We start from the raw sequence: 17,471 nt of genomic DNA, 5'->3' as shown, positions 1-17,471 counted from the left end.
TGAGCTTTATCCATTGGGGCCTGGTGGAATTGGTCGGATGCTTTATAACTTTGCCAAGCATAACGAGGACATGGGGCTCCCGGCAGACCTCCATTTCCTTGTTCCGCAAGCTCTGATCGAATCCCGGCCCGATGCCCGTGATCTGCTGCAATCGGCGTTTGACGGCATTGCAACGATCCATGTTTGCCCGTCATTGCAAAACACCTTTACGCCGATGGCGCAGCTTTTGGCGCAGGCGCAGGCGCACCCGTGGACCAGTGAGTGGTTGTTCGGCGATTCCTACCGCTATTATCTGGGCCTGCTGGCCGCCGAAGAACGCTGCGGCAAACCGTTCGATATCATCGAGTTTCCCGATTTTGGCGGGTGGAGCGTGGCCACGGTTGAAGCAAAGCGCGCAGGCATTGCCTTTGCCGATACGCTGATTGCAGCGCGCATCCATTCAACGCAAGGCATGCTCTACGGGGTTGAGCGGTTTGCCTATGATCCGGGTCACTGGGCCGGGATCATGTTCGATGCCGAACGCCACCTGTTTGCCAATGCCGACCTGATCGTGGGCCATGATCCGGCAATCACGGCGCATACCGCGCGGTTTTATGGCCTTGAGGAGCGCTGGCAGGGACGCTCGATGCTTGAATTTCCGCCAGTCTTCGTCAACATCGGGGCAGGCGTTTATGAGCGGGCCGACAAAGTGGTGGTCCCGCGCGATGAGCGGGATTGCAACGATTTCATTTTCGGCTCGCGCTTGCAGCCGGTCAAACGGCCAGACTTGTATATCCGCGCGGCGATCCTGTTCCTGGAACGCCATCCGGACTACAGCGGCATGTTTCGTCTGGTCTGCAATGGCCGGGACCGCAATTTTGACGATGGTTTGAAGTCGCTTGTGCCCGAAGATATGGCCGACAGGATCGTGTTCCTTGAAAAGGCAACGCCGGAAGAGCGGCTGCACTTCATCGACAATTCGATTGTGGTGGTGCCATCGGATTACGAAAGCTTGTGCCTGTTTGCTTTCGAAGCAGCTTTGGCGGGCCGGAGCGTGATCCTTAACGGCGCTTGCCCTGCATTCGGCAATGATTTCCGCTGGCACGATGGCGAAAACTGTTTGCTGTTTGATGGCTCGGTTGAATCCCTGACCGAGACGATGGAGCGCGCGCTGACGTGGAAGGCCGCATCGGTCGTCGATGTCGTCCCTAGCCGACCATACTGGTTGGACGAAACCAGCATTCCGCCTGCCGCACCCTTGCCTGAAGGGCACATGGCGAGCGGCGTTGCCGTGCTGTGCTATGGTGTGCAATCGCCAGCCGAGTTTCACCGGCAGTTTGATTATGCCCGGCGGGTCGAAGAGGAACTGCGCGCGGTGGGCGAGACGTTCGAGATGGTGTTCCAGTTGCCGCACGGCAGCTTTGCGCCGGACGGGCCGGAGTGTGCGCTTGTTCGCGAACGGGGCTGGACGCTGGTGACCAGTTCCGGGAAGCGGGAATGCGCGCAGATGTTTGGCAAGCGCGTGGCATCGCTGGGCAAAGATGCGGTGTTGCTGTTGCCGCTTGGCTTTGAACTGGCTCCCGGTTTTGCCAAAGCGGCGATTGCGGTGATGCGGTCTGATCCGCAACTGGCCTTGGTGACCGGCCATATCGAGATGACCGATCCCAATACCGGACGGAGCGATTACATCCGCACCTATTCCGGCGAAGCGCCATCGACCGCGTTGCTATCAAGCCGGATCGCGCCGCCGCTGTGCCTGCTCAATACCAAAGTTTTGGAGCGTATTGCGTTTGATACGCTGGCCGGCGCGTTCTGGTTTGAAGTGTTTGCGCGAAGCTGCGCCTTGAAGAACGAAAAGATCGTGGTCATGCCAGTGATCGCGGGAACGCTGGATGCGCTGATGCAGCCCCGGCTTGAGACGACCAAGCGCATCTCTGCCGGATTGCTCGACCAGATCGGCTTGGCATCGGGGTGGCAGGCGCGCATGCTCAGCGTTGATCCTGCGCAGATCCCGTCAGATGCTGACGGGCGTCCGCTTGCTTATGATCACGGGCGTTTGCGGCAGGTGTTCCGGATCAATCCGGTAGGGCCGGTGCGGTCGTGGGAACCGGTGGGTTGGCAAGACGGTGCAGACGGTGTGCTGGTGCACCCGCTGGATGGCGAAGTGACGATAGGCGAGATTTCCGGCCCTTACCGCCGTGTCAGCCGGATCGTGAGCAACGTGCGCAATTTTGGCGATCAGAACAGCGGTGCCGAAGCCGCGATTGCCCTGGTGCGTTCGCACGTGAGCGTGGCGCAAATTTTGGACTTTGTGCAGACTGGCGGTGTGAGTGATGACATAGCGCTTTCCGCCTGGCTGTCACTCGCGCCGCTCGAAGCGGCACGCGTTGAACTGCCATGCTACGGGATCAGCAAGGGGCACGACAAAATTTTGCTCCTGACCCGTCCGCTTGCGGGCGGTTCGGATATACATGCGCAAATCGTCTTCACAAGCCTTGATGTTCACTTTGAAAATCTAAGTATTGGCTAACATGGGGATAGTAAAATTTTGAATTTTGTGATGGACAGAAGCTTCAAGTTCTAATGAATGTGTTTTTGAGAAGAAATGTATATTCTCTGTAAATTTTTGGCCATCGAGTCTTAGTGGTGCGAGCATATCTCGTTGATGTAAGGTATTTATTCAGCATGTATGTTGGCTTGAGTATCCTATCGGGTCATGGTTTTCCTTCAGGGCAGGCATGACGACCAAAATTTCGAGATATGCTTCGAGTTCGATGAAGTGTGCTATTTGTGGCCTCGTGGGCGGTTTGCTAACGCCTGTTAGTCCCGTTTTGTCGATGCAGTATATGCGGATCGGGGGTGTTCACTTCATCAGTTCATAGGACGCAATCTGCTCGGAGTCTAATCTTAAGCTCAGAGATTGCTTTAGCAGATGTGTTTTAAAGCATTTGAACGACGCTCATTTTTGATCGGATAAAGACTCTTAAAGATTGCAATAGGTATCAATTGCGATGTCCACATTGTCAAATTCTGTTGCGTGACCACGGTCGAGTAAGAGTGCGCGATTGCAAATTTGGCTTATGGTCGACGTGTCATGCGAGGCGAGGATCAAGGCGCGATCGGCGCGCTTTTCAAAGAGTTCGTAGTGGCATTTGCGATGGAAGTTCTGGTCGCCGACCAGAATGATCTCGTCAATCAGGTAGCAATCGAATTCGATGGCCAGCGATAGCGCAAACGCGAGGCGTGCGCGCATGCCCGAGGAATAGGTCTTGACCGGCATCCGCAACTGGCTGCCCAATTCGGTGAAATCTTCGACGAAGGCGCGGACATCGGCATAGTCACGGCTGTAGATGCGGGCGATGAAGCGGGCATTATCGTAGCCTGTCAGGCTACCCTGGAACCCGCCGGCAAAACCCAGCGGCCATGATACCGACATATGATGGCTGACGGTGCCCGACGTGGGCATTTCCACCCCGCCTATCAGTTTGATCAGCGTGGATTTGCCAGCGCCATTGCGCCCGAGCAAGGCCACACGCTCACCCGGCTTGACCACCAGATTCACGTCTTTGAGAACCTGTTTGCGGCCTGCGCTGTGTTTATACTCTTTCGAGATATTCTTGCAGATGATCATTCGACAGCCAAAGTCCGGCGCACTTTGCGGCACAAGGTAAGGCCCACCAGAATGAGAACCACCGAACAGCCAAGCGGATTCCAGATGTTGTAATAAGCGGTAACATCTTCACCCCAGATGCCTTTGCGCATCATCTCCATGGCGCTCACAAACGGAGAAAGCAGCAGATATTCGCGCAAGTCGGGTGTGAGCCAGGATGCCATGGTGAACGAGCCCGAAAACGGAATCATGATGTACGTGGTCACCGGAATGAACTTTTCCATGACCTCCGAGATTTCGGACAGGGGGCTGATGACAAGGCAAATGGAAAAGCAGAACAAACCATAAAGCGCCCATCCGGCTATGAACAATCCGATGTCTGTCGGAACCGGGAATTCATCCACAGCCATCAAAGCAATCGCGATCAGGAGATAGGCCATCATGCATCCCAGAAATTCGATGACGAATCTCGCGAAGATGAAATCCATGATCTTGATCTGCCGGTGATAGAGCAGGCTGCTGTTAGCGGTGAACACAATGACACTTCGCTGCACGCAGTGTCGGAACAGCGTGATAGGAATATAGCCGGTGGCCACAAAGGCGATCACACTGATCCCGTGTTCCTCGGGCCCCTTTGTCAGGCGCCAGAGAACACCGACCAATACTGCGAACAGCAGCGGCTCAACCATGACCCACAGAAAGCCGATGTTTTCACGCCCGAAACGCGTGGTCAATTCGCGGATGACGAGCGCGTGGATCACGCGGACCTGAACGGACCACGCGCTACGCATTTTCACCCAACCGGCCCCGGCCATGCTTAATCGTCCGATGCGTGTTCAAGAATGCCCACTACAAACATCCATGCGATGAAATAGAGGCACAATGCGACAGCGGCAACGATCAGGATATTGAAAAAGCGGCGGGGCAATAGCGGCATGTCGGGCACATTGGGGTCAACCACGCGCTCAAGATAGAACTGCTGGCGGACAGCTTCGGCGCTGGCTTGGGCCAGAGCGGTGTTGGCGGCATTGAGGCGCTGGGTCGCAAACTCTTGTTCGACGACCAAATTCTCATACCCGCCAAGCTTGGAGGCAATCCCGCTGTTTGATCCCACCACGCGGCCATCCTGCAAGGCGATCTGATTGGAGATCGAGGCGATGCGGTTTTGTAGGGCCGGGAGCGAGGGATTGCCGGGCGTTACCCGCTGCATCTGTTCGAGCTGGGCCTGGAGTGCGGCGCGTTGCGCCACAAGGCCGCTGGAAATTTCGAGCACGCCTACGGCCTGGCGCTCCGGATCGATCAGCGATTGGGCGTTGCGGTATTGCGCCAGCGCCACCCGCGTCTCTTTCGCCTTGATCGTGGCAAGATCGACCTGCTTTTGTGCCTCGGCGATGCCGTTGTTCTGCGCGCGGGAATTCAGGCGGTTTACCAGTCCTTCGCTCAGATTCAGGAGCTTTGCATTGATCGCGTAAGCGTCTTGCGCGCTGAAGGCTTTGACTTTGATGACGGCAAGGCCCGTGTCGCTATCGAGGCGGGCGTCGACCATGTTGCCATAGTACCGGAACAGGTCTTCAAATGTGTTCTGGCTGAGCGGCCCCGGAAAGCGGGACAGGAAGTCCGCGCCGCTATTGGCAAACTGATCACGAATGCCAACGTCTTTTTCCAGCGATTTCAGGGCATCGCGCGAGCGGACAAACCCCAAGACTTCGTTGGTCTGCTCTTGTCCGGCAGACAGGCCGGTTGTCTGGATAAGGTTGGCCAGGGTCGAGGTTTGCGAGCGCTTTTGGTCAGGGCTTTTTATCACAAACCGCGATTCTGAAATGTACACATCCGATGCAATAAATCCGTAATACAGCACCGCGATCAGCGTTGGAACAACAACGCCCAGCATGAACCAGCGCCGCTTTACAAACCAGTCAGCAAACGTGGAGCGTTTAGCCGTGACTTCAGCTTCGAAAGGGAAGGATTGTTCGACGTTCATACGCTTGTTTAAATGAACCTTGGCCAGTTGAATATAGGTTTCAAGTCGCGCTACGCTAACACGCAAGTTGGCGCAAGTTGGGGCAAATCATTGTTCTGGCCAACGCGCCTGAAGATACGGTAACTTGGGCGCTTGCAGCGGTGGTGGGGGAATGTGTTTTGCCCCGTTCTGAGCATCGCGCCGGTTCGTCAACCCGTCACGAATCGCCCCCAGCGGACTGATGCCGCCGGGGTGCAAACCATTTTCTGCGCATTTGTGGCCGGGATTTGGCTTGCGCTGTGTGACCATACCGCGAGGTGAGGCGGCGTTAAATCACCCGCCCCGCTCGGTTACAGACTGGCCGCTTTACAGCATAATCGTGCCGTCGTTGAGCCCGACGAGGACGCCTGCGGTGCCGAAGCCGATAACATCGGCGTATCCGTCGCTATTCATATCGGCAATGGCGCGGTGATAGATGTTGTCGCTGGCCCAGCCCTGGTTTGCGCCAAAGTTCAGGGCCTCCAGACGCGCAGCGGTGAATGTGCCGTCGACCTTGGCATAGCTAACCAAGGTTCCGGCGATGCCGAACCCGATGATGTCATCAAAGCTATCGCCATTCACGTCTGCCACAAGGCGCGGGAAGCTGTCATTGTTTGACCATCCCTGATTTGCGCCAAAGTCGTTGAGGACAAGCTGGGCCGGCGAAAACAGGCCGTCGACGTCGGCGGTGGCGACCCACGTCCCGGCAATGCCGAAGCCGATGATGTCATCTTTGCCATCCCCGTTCACATCGGCCAGTTCGCGGTGGTAGGTGTTGTCGCTGTTCCAGCCCTGGGCCACGCCGAAGTTGGCAACCGCTGTTTTTGCCGCCTGAAACGTTCCGTCTCCGTTGCCGAGCGAGACCAGTGTGCCAGCAGCGCCGAAGCCGATAATGTCTGAAAAGCCATCGCCATTGACGTCACCCAACGCACGGGCAAATCCATCTTGGCTGGCCCAGCCCTGGTCTACGCCAAAGTTAGCGATGCCGATTGCCGGATTGGTGAACGTGCCGTCCGCTCTGGCCAAGGACACCCAGGCTCCGGCCTGACCGAAACCGATCAGATCGGCGCGGCCGTCATTGTTGAGATCGACCACTTCGCGGGGGAACCGGTTGTTGCTTGTCCAACCCGCAGTCTGGCCGAAGTTGGACGAAATCAGCGCGGCATTGGCATATGTATTCTGGCCGGAATTGTAAGATACCAAAACCCCGGAAAAGCCGAAGCCGATGATATCCCCATAACCGTCGCCGTTCACGTCTGCGGCGTAACGCGGGTATTGGTTCTGGCTGCTCCAACCGCTGGCCGGATTGAAATTTGTAATAATCGGCGCGCGCGGCTGGGCAAATCGGAACGGGCCTTCGGGCACATCGTTGACGCTTACCGCGATAGCCTGTGATGTGGTGAAGTTGCCATCGAACACCCCCACGGTCACATCATAGACATTGTTGAGGCCCGCGTCGGCTGGCGCTTCAAAATTGGGTGCCGTCTTGAAGGCGAGCGCGCCGGTGGTGGCATTTATGGAAAACAACGCAGAATCAGCGCCGCCAGTGATCGAGTAGGTCAAGGTGGTATTCGCGTTGGTGCTGGTCGCTGTGACCGTGACGACCGCTGCGTTGTTTTCGTTGATCGCGGTACCGACAACCGCGCCGCCACCCAGTGATGTGATCACCGGCGGACTGACATCGGTATTGGCCTGATACATGCGTGCTTTGATGCTTGTACCGCTGGTATCCCCCAGGGTGCTGCTGGCGTCCTGCCAGCTTACAACAAAGCCGCCGTCAGCCGTTGCAGCAACGGTCGGGTAGGCTTGGGCATTGGCGGTTTCGCCATTGACCAGCACTTCGTTGCCGATCAGGGTTCCATCGGGATTATAGATCTGCATCTTGATGCTGGTGCCGCTGGCGTCACCCAGAGTTCCGCTGGCATCTGTCCACGTGACCACAAAACCGGCGTTAGAAAGGCCGGTGATGGCCGGGCTGGTCTGGTTTCCGGCGAGCTCGGTATTGATCAGCAATTCTGCGCCAACGCGCGCGCCGGCAGCACTGTAGATCTGTGCCTTGATGCTGGAGCCGCTGGCATCAGCCGGAGCGCCGGTGTCGTCTGTCCAACTGATCACAAAGCCGCCGTTGGCAAGGCTTGTGATCACCGGGTCCGACTGGTTACCGGTGATTTGGCTGTTCACCAGCAATTCGCCGCCGATCCGGTTGCCGCCACTACCGTAAAGCTGCGCTTTGATGCTTGCGCCGCTGGCGTCGCCCAAAGTAGCGCTGGCGTCTTTCCAACTGATGACGAAGCCACCGTTGGCAAGCCCGGTGATAACCGGGTCCAGTTGGTCATCGGTTACCGTGGTGTTGACAAGGAATTCGGAGCCGACACGGCTTCCGGCGGCGCTGTAGATTTGCGCTTTGATGCTGGTGCCGCTGGCATCGCCCAAAGTTGCGCTGGCGTCCTGCCAGCTTACCACGAAGCCGCCACCTGTGAGGCCTGTGATGGTCGGCGCGGACTGGTCGCCGGTTGTTTCACTGTTTACGCGAAACTCGGTGCCGACCCGGCTGCCTGCTGCATCATAAATCTGCGCTTTGATGCTGGAACCTGTCAGGTCTTCCAAAGTGCCGCTAAAATCCGTCCAACTGATGACGAAACCGCCATTGGACAATGCGGTAATTGTCGGCATAAATTGATGGGAATCGGTGTTTGTATTGACCAGAAACTCGCCGCCGATCGGCGTGCCGACACTATCAAAAACCCGTGCTTTTACACTGCTGAGACTGAAATCTTCCAGTGTTCCGCTGAAATCAATCCAGCTTATCACGATGTTTCCGTTGCTAAGCCCGACGGCCTTTGGCTCATACTGGCTGCCAGCAACCTCGGAATTGGCCAGAAAATCAGTTCCATTGGGCTCAAACACAACAAACATAACCGAAAAACTCGCGCAATTTGATGATGGCGGTGGAGGAAAGGCCCGCCGAGGCACGCGGCTCTTATCACCAAATTTATCATAAAATCAATTATGATAAATGCGACGGATCGGTAAAAAAATGAGATGAAATCAGGGAGGAGGTCGGATTTTTTCGAAAAATTATGATTAAAGTTAGCGATATTAATATAATTATTCGTATAATTTCAATTAATCAGATTGGGCAGTGGCAGTGGCAGTGGCAGTGCGCTGCCCATAGCCGTCGCCGAAGCCAAGGCCGCGAGGGCCGCAGTTACCGGATGGTCCAGCTAAAACGAAAAGTTTTACCCTCTACCCAAAGCAGTGCAGCGGGGAGGTTTGGGCCGGGCAAGTTTGATTTGCCAAACCCGAACCTTTTTCGCAGGAAATCTATCGCCGATGTTGTGGCTGTTGCGCCAACTCGGTAAGCTATAACAAATCCGTGATGTCGAACCTGTAAAAGCGGTCAGGTCTTCCTATTTGTGAGCGAACATGGCACAGTTTATTGCAAGGACTGATATTACAATCGGTGCGAGCGATGTCTTCAACTTCGTCACATCCCGTGAATATGACGGAAACAGATTCATCAGTCTGGCGTGGTCGGATGACGGGACCAACAACGCGCCATCCATCACAAACCTTGGTAAAGTTTACGTCACGGATTCAGTAGACGACTATTTTTCGATCCATATCATTTTTGTAGATACAGCCAGCTTGTGGCGGGGGTCGGTTATCCGGAATGACGGAATACTGAGCATTGAGGCCAGAGGGTCCTATTTTGATGCCAAAGGTTTTGCCTGGGGGATAAGGGCAAACTCATGGTTTCCGGCCTTTATCAATAATGGCGACCTTCTCGTCTCTTCTAAAGCGCAGGCTATCGGTTTTGAAGGGTGGGGTTATTTCCCGGCACCATTTGGCGTCCTGACTGACAAGGATAGCCTGCCTGCGGTAACCAACAATGGCACCATCCGCGCTTCTGGCGAAACGGCATTTGGCCTTTACGTGCCATATGGCGGACCCATCGTGAATAGCGGCAAGATCATCGCAACCGGCAAGCTTGCTTACGCGATCAGTGAGGCTGCACTTGGGGCAGGCACGATTTACAATGGCGTGAACGGCTTGATCGAAGCCACAGGCACAGACCCTTTTAGCACGGCGATCACGTTTTTCTCGACCGGTAGCTCGCCGACAAGCCATCTGACCATCACCAATTTCGGGACGATTACCGGCAACCGTGCCATCGTTGAAACGGATAATCGGGCCGATGTCGATAACTCGTCGCGTCAAGAGGTCATCAACTATGGCGTCGTGAATGGCTTGGTCAGTCCCGGGCGTGGTAGCGATATCATCCGCAACCGGGGAACGATCAACGGAGATCTGGAACTTGGCACTGCCGATGATATTCTTGACGGCCGGGGAGGAACAATCCGCGGAACCGTGCGCGGCGGCACTGGCAACGATACGCTGATCGGCGGTGCGGGTGATGACACTATCTATGGCGATGGGGGCGATGATACCATAAGTGCAGGAACCGGCACCAATGCGGTGTTTGGCGGCGATGGCTATGACGTCGCGGTGTTTTCGGTGCTGCGCCAGAATGCAAATGTGGCTGACAAAGGCAACGGCGTAACCGAAGTTAGCTGGGCAGGCGGCGGCATTACCACCCTGAACGGAATTGAGGAACTGCGGTTCGGCGAGGACCTGGTGCCAACCCGCTTTGGCAATCCGGGAGGAATTGCGGTGGCCAACTTTGCAGCCGGTGCCGGAGGCTGGACGAGCCAGGATCTTTACCCCCGCCATATTGCCGATGTGAACGGGGATGGCTTCAACGATATTGTCGGTTTTGGCCATGCCGGAGTTCTGGTGTCTTTCGGCGCATCAAACAGCCGCTTCGGGGCCGCCAATCTGGTCATCGCCAACTTCGGGCAGACGGCGGGTTGGGCCAGCGATAACCAGTTTCACCGCGAGGTGGCCGATGTGAACGGTGATGGTCGCGCCGATATAATCGGCTTTGGCGTTGCCGGGACGCTGGTTTCCCTAGCCGGGGCGAACGGCGCTTTTGCCGGACCGGTTCTGGCGGCGATGAATTTTGGCGCAAACCAAGGCTGGACGACGCAGGCAAGGTTTGCCCGCACGGTTGGCGACATCAACGGTGACGGCAAGGCAGACATCATCGGCTTTGGCAATGCCGGTGTAATTGTTTCGCTCGGCAATGGCGACGGGACGTTCAGGAACGCCAATCTTGTCATGGCAAATTTCGGTGTTGTCCAAGGCTGGACAAGCGACGGCCAGTTTCATCGCACGGTCGGCGATGTGAACGGCGATGGTTTTGACGACATCATCGGGTTTGGCAATGACGGCGTCATTGTCGCCCTATCGCGCGGGGACGGAACTTTTGCCGATGGCAAACTGGTTTTGAGGGATTTTGGCAAGGATCAAGGCTGGCCTAGCATGGAGGCTTTTCCGCGTCAGGTTGGCGATGTGAATGGTGATGGCTTTGATGATATCATCGGGTTCGGCAGTGCCGGAACATACATCGCTTATGGACAGGCTGACGGCCGATTTTCCGCAGCACAACTGGATTTGGAAAACTTTGGTACACGGCAGGGCTGGTCCAGTGACACGGTCTATCACCGCGCACTTGCCGATCTTGACAATGATGGTCGCGATGACATCGCGGGCTTTGGCGCGGCTGGCGTAATGGTCGCTTACAGCCACGGTACTGACTGGTTGATCTAGCGGAACGCTGCAACCAAGGGAATTTACGTAAGGTATTCGAGCATAGTCTTTGTAGCCCGATATTATCCGGCCCCTGCCAAATTGCATTGTGACGAAATGCGTTAGCCAGGGCCTGCCACGTTGCGCCGGTCTTTCAGGGACCGTGCGAATTGGCAGAAGGACACAATTTTTGGCAAGCGCTGGTTAGGGTGGTCGTGGCTGGCGGCCATTTCGCCAGCGTAATACGCGCGCTTCTGGCGGGATTGGCGCTGTCGGCAGCGCCATCGATGGCGCGGGCAGGCGCCGGGCCGGTTGATGTGTCTGCCGTGATCACGGTGGATATGGCAAGCGTCATCGCGGGCGACGGCGATGCCCGGCTTCGCGCGCTGACCAATATCGACGTGATGGCCGACATCGATCTGGCGGCGCTTGCCGGATGGCAGGGGGCGCGCGCTTTTGTCTATGTGCTCGACAATCGCGGCGGGCGGCCCAATGATTCAGCGGCCACTTTGCAGGGCGTGAACAATATCGAAGTGCCCAAGGCGGGTCTGCGCCTGTTCGAGGCGTGGATCGAGCAGGATCTGGGCGGCGGCGCGAATGTGCGCGCGGGGCTTTATGATCTGAACAGCGAATTCTATGCCAATGAATCAGCAGGCGTGTTGCTCTCGCCATCCTTCGGAATCGGGTCGGAACTGGCTTCTACCGGGCCGAACGGGCCATCGATCTTTCCATCGAGTGCGCTGGCGGCGCGGCTCTATGTTCCGGTGGGCGATGGCGGCAGTTTTGTCCGCGCGGCGGTGGTCAATGCTCGGGCCAGCACGCTTGGTTATAGCGGCGGGGTGGACTTGAGCTTTCGCGATGGCGTGTTGCTGATCGCCGGGGCGAGCAAGATTGAGGGGCCTTTGCGCGGATCGGTGGGTGTGTGGCATTATTCGCGCAATCCGCATGACATATATGATGCGGGACCTGACGGCAAACCTCTGCGCAAACCAGCGCAAGGAACCTATGTCGTGGTTGAAGGTGACCTGCTGTCGGGCAAGGCGCGGTAACTGACCGCGTTCTTGCGCGCTGGCCTAGCCGATCCGCACACGACGCCGTTTGTCGGAGGGTTTCAGGCCGGGCTGTTACTGGCTCCGGCCATGATGTCGCGCCCTGACAGCAAGTTTTCCATCGGCGTGCAGCACGCCTGGGCCAGCGGTCACTTGCGCGACCAGGTCCGCGCCGATGGCATTGATCCCGCGTCGGGCAAGACGGGCTTCGAAGTGACTTATGCCGATAACCTTGCGCAATGGCTGACCATCCAGCCCGACCTGCAATGGATCCGCTGCCCGGGCAGTGGTCGCGCGGCAAGCGATGCCGTGGTGGCAACGCTGCGGCTGACTGCGAGTTTTTGAGCGTTGCTCGGTCCCCTTCAAATATCGGTGATACCGTAAGGCACCAGATCGCGGATGTGGGGATCGACCACGATGGCGCGGTCGCTGGGCGGGAAGGCGCGTTGATCGCACCTGTCGCGCGGGCAGATGCGGCAGGAGATGCCGATGCGGGTGATGGTTTCGGGGCGGCCAAGGTTGAGGCCATCGGCATAGATGAATTCATCCGCGAGTGCCGCCTCACAGCCCAATGCCACGGCATAGCGGCGTGGCGGGCGATGATAGCTGCCGCTCGGTTTCACCAATCCCTTGGCGATGGAAACATAGCGCACGCCATCGGGCATTTCGGCGGCTTGCACGTGAATACGGTCGGGGATTGCCACGGCTTCATGCACCACCCAAAGCGGACAGGCACCACCGAAGCGGGCGAATTGCAGGCGCGTTGCCGAATGGCGCTTGGTAATATTGCCTGCCATATCGACGCGGCAGAAAAACATAGGAATACCGCGCGCTTGCGGGCGTTGCAGCGTGGACAGGCGGTGGCAGGCCTGTTCGAAGCTGGTGCCGAAAGTCTGGCGCAACCGATCGATATCGTGGCGCAATTCCCGAGCGCGGGCGCGATACCATTCATAGGGCATGAGCAGCGCGCCTGCCGCATAATTGCCAAGGCCGACTGTCAGCAGTTCGCGCGCAGCACCAGATTGCAAAGTTGCCTCCTGCACCAGTCCGGCAATTTCATCGCGCAGAGCGAGGGCCGCCAATTGATAGGCCAACTGGAACCGGCCACTTTCGATCGGCTGGGTGGGATCGAGCGTTAATCGCCGGGCAAGTGGATCAAACTGCCGCATCGCCCCGCCGCTGGCATATTCAATACTAACGCCGTTCTGTTCTAGCCAGCCTGCCATTTGCGCCCATGTGGGCGAAACGCCGGTGCCCGATAGCCGCAGCGCCAAACGCTCTGCCGCGCGGTCAATCGTATCGACATAGTTGTTGGCGTGGTGGAACCAGTCGCGCACTTCTTCCCACGGCAAACGCCCGCCCGAGATGTTGTCCGCTCCCAAAGCCTCGTCGATGATTTCCAGCCGCTGCATCGACCGGCGATGCTGGTCGTGCAGCCGGGCAAAGGCTTGCGCAAACGCGGGGTATTGCTCGGCCACACGCTCAACCATTTCGCTGGATAGATTGCCCGCGATGAGCGGATCGGCAGCGGCATCGCGCAGCGCGGTCAGGACGGGCTCCACCCGGTCAGGCGCAAGGTCTTCCCAATCGACCGGGAAGTTTGCGCGCAACCGGTCTGTCAGTATGGGGGTGAGCGGGCGTTCATCGTTTTCAAGTTGCGAAAGATAGGATGCGCTGATCCCCATCAGCGCTGCCATTTCACCCTGTCGCAGCTTGCGGGACGTGCGAAGGCCGCGCAACTGCTGGCCTGCGAAGAGACGCCGTCTTGCCATTTCAATTAGCCCGGTTTGCAAAGTTCATGTTCGCAAGTTTGCAGAATAACATTGGACTTGGCAAGCGGACTGGCGCATCGGACGCCGTCGAATAAGCCATTCATGCGAGGTTTTGAGGAATGTCTGCCAATATTGCAGAAATGGAAAAGCGGCGTCAGGCGGCGCGCATGGGTGGCGGGCAAAAGCGTATCGATGCGCAGCACGCCAAGGGCAAGTTGACCGCGCGGGAGCGTTTGAAGGTTCTGCTCGACGAAGGCAGCTTCGAAGAAGTTGATATGTACGTCGAACACAACTGCGTCGATTTCGGCATGCCGGACACAGTGATTCCGGGCGATGGCGTGGTGACCGGATCGGGCACGATCAATGGCCGTTTGGTCTATGTGTTTAGCCAGGACTTTACCGTTTTTGGTGGTTCGCTGTCTGAACGCCATGCGCAGAAAATCTGCAAAGTCATGGACATGGCGCTGAAAGTTGGCGCGCCAGTGATCGGGCTTAACGATTCCGGCGGTGCGCGCATTCAGGAAGGCGTGGCATCGCTCGGCGGTTATGCCGAAGTGTTCCAGCGCAATGTGCTGGCATCGGGCGTGGTGCCGCAGCTTTCGCTGATCATGGGGCCATGTGCCGGTGGTGCGGTGTATTCGCCAGCCATGACCGACTTCATCTTCATGGTGAAGGACAGCTCCTACATGTTCGTCACCGGCCCCGATGTGGTCAAGACCGTGACGAACGAAGTTGTGACGCAGGAAGAACTTGGCGGTGCGATCACGCATACCACCAAGACTTCGGTGGCCGATCTTGCGCTGGAAAACGATATCGAGGCGCTGCTGGCAGCGCGCGATTTCTTTGATTACCTGCCGCTGTCCAACCGTCATGATGTGCCTGAACGGCCAACGTCTGATCCCTACGATCGTGCCGAGCATAGCCTTGATACCATCGTTCCGGCATCGGCCGCGCAGCCTTATGACATGCACGAAGTGATCGCCAAGACGGTGGACGAGGGCGAGTTCTTCGAGGTGCAGCCCAAACATGCGGGCAACATCATCGTCGGCTTTGGTCGGATTGAAGGTCGCACTGTTGGTATCGTGGCCAACCAGCCGATGGTGCTGGCGGGTGTGCTCGATATCAACTCGTCCAAGAAGGCCGCACGGTTTGTGCGGTTCTGTGATGCGTTTAACATCCCGATCCTGACGTTTGTAGACGTTCCCGGCTTCCTGCCGGGCACCGCCCAAGAGCACAACGGCATCATCAAGCACGGTGCCAAGCTGCTGTTCGCTTATGCCGAAGCCACGGTGCCGAAGATCACCGTGATTACCCGCAAGGCCTATGGCGGCGCTTATGACGTGATGGCCTCAAAGCATCTGCGCGGCGATCTGAACTATGCCTGGCCCACTGCGGAAATCGCGGTGATGGGGGCCAAGGGCGCGGTCGAGATCATCTTCCGTGGCCTGTCTGCTGAAGAGCAGGCAGTGAAGACCAAGGAATACGAAGACCGTTTTGCCAACCCGTTCGTGGCGGCAAGCAAGGGCTTCATCGACGAGGTGATCCATCCGCACTCCACCCGCCGCCGCGTGGCGCTGGGCCTGCGCAAGCTCAAGACCAAGAGCTTGGAAAATCCTTGGAAAAAGCACGATAACATCCCGCTCTGAGCGCCCTGCCGTTCTTAACGACCTGATCGAAAGGCCTTTTGGCATGGAAGACATCTACATCGTTGGCGGTGTACGCACCGCGATTGGCGATTTCGGCGGTTCGCTGAAGTCATTCTACCCCTCCGATCTTGGCGGCATGGTCGTGGCCGAGGCGCTGAACCGCGCCGGTGTTGCCCCCGCTGATGTGGAGCACGTGGTCATCGGACAGGTCATGCCGACCAGCGCGAAGGACGGGATGCTCAGCCGCGTCATTGCACTGAATGCAGGTATCCCGGTAGAAGTGCCCGCGCTTACGCTGAATCGCCTGTGCGGATCGGGTGTGCAGGCTATCGTTTCCGCCGCACAGATGATGAAGCTGGGCGAGGCTTCGATCACCGTTGCAGGCGGGGCCGAAGTGATGTCGAACGTGCCCTATCACGATCACGGCCAGCGCTGGGGCCGCAAGATGGGCGACAATACGCAAGTCGATGCGCTGATCCAGGGCTTGCAGGACGCCATTGGCGGCTACCACATGGGCATTACGGCTGAAAACGTGGCTGCGCGCCATTGCGTCACGCGCGAAGAACAGGATGCGCTGGCGCTGGAAGGCCATCAGCGCGCCACCCATGCGATCGCCGAGGGCCGTTTCAAAGGGCAGATCCTTCCGGTCGAAATCAAGACGCGCAAGGGCATCACCGTGTTCGATACTGACGAACACCCGCGCGCCGATACAACCTTGGAAACGCTGGCCAAGATGAAGACCGCGTTCAAAAAGGACGGCACGGTTACTGCGGCCAACGCTTCAGGCATCAACGATGGTGCCGCCGCCGTGGTGCTTGCAACCGGTGCGGAAGTGGAAAAGCGCGGGCTTAAGGCTTTGGCGCGCATCGTCGCGTGGGGCCACGCCGGGGTTGAGCCGGATCACATGGGCGAAGGCCCGATCAAGGCCGTGCCGATCGCGCTTAAGCGCGCCGGACTGACACTGGCCGACATGGACGTGATCGAGGCCAATGAAGCGTTCGCCGCGCAAGCTTTGGCTGTGGCCAACGTGCTGGGCTTTGATCGCGAGAAGCTAAACCCCAATGGCAGCGGCGTGGCATTGGGCCATCCGGTGGGCGCAACGGGTTGTATCCTGACGATTAAGGCGATGTACGAGCTGCACCGCACCGGTGGGCGTTATGGCCTGATAACCATGTGCATCGGCGGCGGTCAGGGTATCGCTATGGTCATCGAGAAGGTTTGAGGCGATGAAACTCGGCCGTTTGAACCACGTCGGCGTTGCAACGCCTGATATCGACGCTTCGATCGCGTTCTATCGCGACGTGATGGGCGCTTCGTACATTACCGAACCGTTCGTGCTGGAAAGCCAGCAAGTGCGCGTTTGCTTTGTGAATACGCCGGGTGAGAATGGAACGGCAGGTACGCAAATCGAACTGATTGAGCCGACCAGCCCTGATAGCGCTGTGGGCAAATGGATTGCCGCCAATCCCTTGGGCGGGCAGCACCACCTTTGCTACGAAGTGCCCGATATTCATGCCGCCAAAGCGTGGTTTGAAGCCCAGGGCAAGCGCGTGTTGGGCGAACCGCGCATCGGCGCGCACGGCACGCTGATCTTCTTTGTCCACCCCAAGGATATGGGCGGGCAACTGACCGAAATCATGGAAGTGCCCAAGGACGGGCATCACTGAGGTTTGACCAAACCGTCACCCCGGGCTCGACCCGGGGTCCCGCTGCCTTCGGGCAGAGGTGCGGTCTAAGAATAAGCGGGACCCCGGGTCAAGTCCG

Annotated in this window: 10 protein-coding genes and 1 pseudogene; 6 read left to right on the top strand and 5 right to left on the bottom strand. The window is 57.7% G+C overall.

Translation table 11 applies throughout. The annotated features are described in order from the left end of the window. Positions 1-37 precede the first annotated feature (37 nt). Positions 38-2,509: a hypothetical protein gene (locus tag IP81_RS09915; RefSeq protein ID WP_054107841.1), complete on the top strand. Its 2,472-nt coding sequence runs from the start codon at positions 38-40 to the stop codon at positions 2,507-2,509. Positions 2,510-2,962: 453 nt separating this feature from the next. On the opposite strand, the gene IP81_RS09910 is transcribed toward IP81_RS09915, so the two are convergent. From IP81_RS09910 to IP81_RS09895, 4 genes are all read right to left on the bottom strand, one after another. After that, the gene (locus IP81_RS09910; protein WP_054107840.1) at positions 2,963-3,610 is read right to left on the bottom strand and encodes an ABC transporter ATP-binding protein; all 648 of its coding nucleotides are present in this window, start codon (positions 3,608-3,610) and stop codon (positions 2,963-2,965) included. After that, positions 3,607-4,404 (bottom strand): ABC transporter permease, encoded by a 798-nt coding sequence (locus tag IP81_RS09905; RefSeq protein ID WP_054107839.1) that lies wholly within the window; start codon positions 4,402-4,404, stop codon positions 3,607-3,609. The genes IP81_RS09910 and IP81_RS09905 overlap by 4 nt, the downstream gene beginning before the upstream one ends. 2 nt (positions 4,405-4,406) lie before the next feature. Continuing rightward, the gene (locus tag IP81_RS09900) at positions 4,407-5,570 is read right to left on the bottom strand and encodes a capsule biosynthesis protein (RefSeq protein ID WP_054107838.1); all 1,164 of its coding nucleotides are present in this window, start codon (positions 5,568-5,570) and stop codon (positions 4,407-4,409) included. Between the two features lie 345 nt (positions 5,571-5,915). Then, positions 5,916-8,504 (bottom strand): S-layer family protein, encoded by a 2,589-nt coding sequence (locus IP81_RS09895; RefSeq protein WP_054107837.1) that lies wholly within the window; start codon positions 8,502-8,504, stop codon positions 5,916-5,918. Positions 8,505-9,014: 510 nt separating this feature from the next. Between IP81_RS09895 and IP81_RS09890 the strand changes: the two genes are divergently transcribed. Both IP81_RS09890 and IP81_RS21665 read left to right on the top strand, forming a co-directional pair. Further along, a complete protein-coding gene (locus tag IP81_RS09890) occupies positions 9,015-11,261 on the top strand; it encodes an FG-GAP-like repeat-containing protein (protein ID WP_054107836.1) in 2,247 nt (748 codons plus the stop codon). Positions 11,262-11,527: 266 nt separating this feature from the next. Further along, positions 11,528-12,634, top strand: a pseudogene (locus tag IP81_RS21665) (carbohydrate porin). Between the two features lie 17 nt (positions 12,635-12,651). Here IP81_RS21665 and IP81_RS09880 read toward each other — a convergent pair. Then, on the bottom strand, positions 12,652-14,061 hold the full coding sequence (locus IP81_RS09880; protein ID WP_054107835.1) for a short-chain fatty acyl-CoA regulator family protein: 1,410 nt from the start codon (positions 14,059-14,061) through the stop codon (positions 12,652-12,654). Between the two features lie 119 nt (positions 14,062-14,180). Here IP81_RS09880 and IP81_RS09875 point away from each other — a divergent pair, with 119 nt between their 5' ends. The 3 genes from IP81_RS09875 to mce are packed head-to-tail and all read left to right on the top strand — an operon-like array spanning position 14,181 to position 17,374. Then, positions 14,181-15,707, top strand: a complete 1,527-nt coding sequence (locus tag IP81_RS09875; RefSeq protein ID WP_054107834.1) for an acyl-CoA carboxylase subunit beta — start codon at positions 14,181-14,183, stop codon at positions 15,705-15,707. 43 nt (positions 15,708-15,750) lie between these two features. After that, complete coding sequence (bktB, locus tag IP81_RS09870) at positions 15,751-16,929, top strand: beta-ketothiolase BktB (RefSeq protein WP_054107833.1); 1,179 nt, start codon at positions 15,751-15,753, stop codon at positions 16,927-16,929. Between the two features lie 4 nt (positions 16,930-16,933). Next, positions 16,934-17,374: a methylmalonyl-CoA epimerase gene (mce, locus tag IP81_RS09865; RefSeq protein ID WP_054107832.1), complete on the top strand. Its 441-nt coding sequence runs from the start codon at positions 16,934-16,936 to the stop codon at positions 17,372-17,374. Positions 17,375-17,471 lie beyond the last annotated feature (97 nt).

The sequence above is a fragment of the Novosphingobium sp. AAP83 genome (genome assembly GCF_001295795.1).
Taxonomy (GTDB): Bacteria; Pseudomonadota; Alphaproteobacteria; order Sphingomonadales; family Sphingomonadaceae; genus Novosphingobium.
This window is presented reverse-complemented; position numbering and strand designations above follow the sequence as displayed.

Coding starts and splice junctions, on each gene's coding strand:
- IP81_RS09915 (WP_054107841.1), top strand. CDS start 38: ATGCTTTATAACTTTGCCAAGCATAACGAGGACATGGGGCTCCCGGCA.
- IP81_RS09910 (WP_054107840.1), bottom strand. CDS start 3,610: ATGATCATCTGCAAGAATATCTCGAAAGAGTATAAACACAGCGCAGGC.
- IP81_RS09905 (WP_054107839.1), bottom strand. CDS start 4,404: ATGGCCGGGGCCGGTTGGGTGAAAATGCGTAGCGCGTGGTCCGTTCAG.
- IP81_RS09900 (WP_054107838.1), bottom strand. CDS start 5,570: ATGAACGTCGAACAATCCTTCCCTTTCGAAGCTGAAGTCACGGCTAAA.
- IP81_RS09895 (WP_054107837.1), bottom strand. CDS start 8,504: ATGTTTGTTGTGTTTGAGCCCAATGGAACTGATTTTCTGGCCAATTCC.
- IP81_RS09890 (WP_054107836.1), top strand. CDS start 9,015: ATGGCACAGTTTATTGCAAGGACTGATATTACAATCGGTGCGAGCGAT.
- IP81_RS09880 (WP_054107835.1), bottom strand. CDS start 14,061: ATGGCAAGACGGCGTCTCTTCGCAGGCCAGCAGTTGCGCGGCCTTCGC.
- IP81_RS09875 (WP_054107834.1), top strand. CDS start 14,181: ATGTCTGCCAATATTGCAGAAATGGAAAAGCGGCGTCAGGCGGCGCGC.
- bktB (WP_054107833.1), top strand. CDS start 15,751: ATGGAAGACATCTACATCGTTGGCGGTGTACGCACCGCGATTGGCGAT.
- mce (WP_054107832.1), top strand. CDS start 16,934: ATGAAACTCGGCCGTTTGAACCACGTCGGCGTTGCAACGCCTGATATC.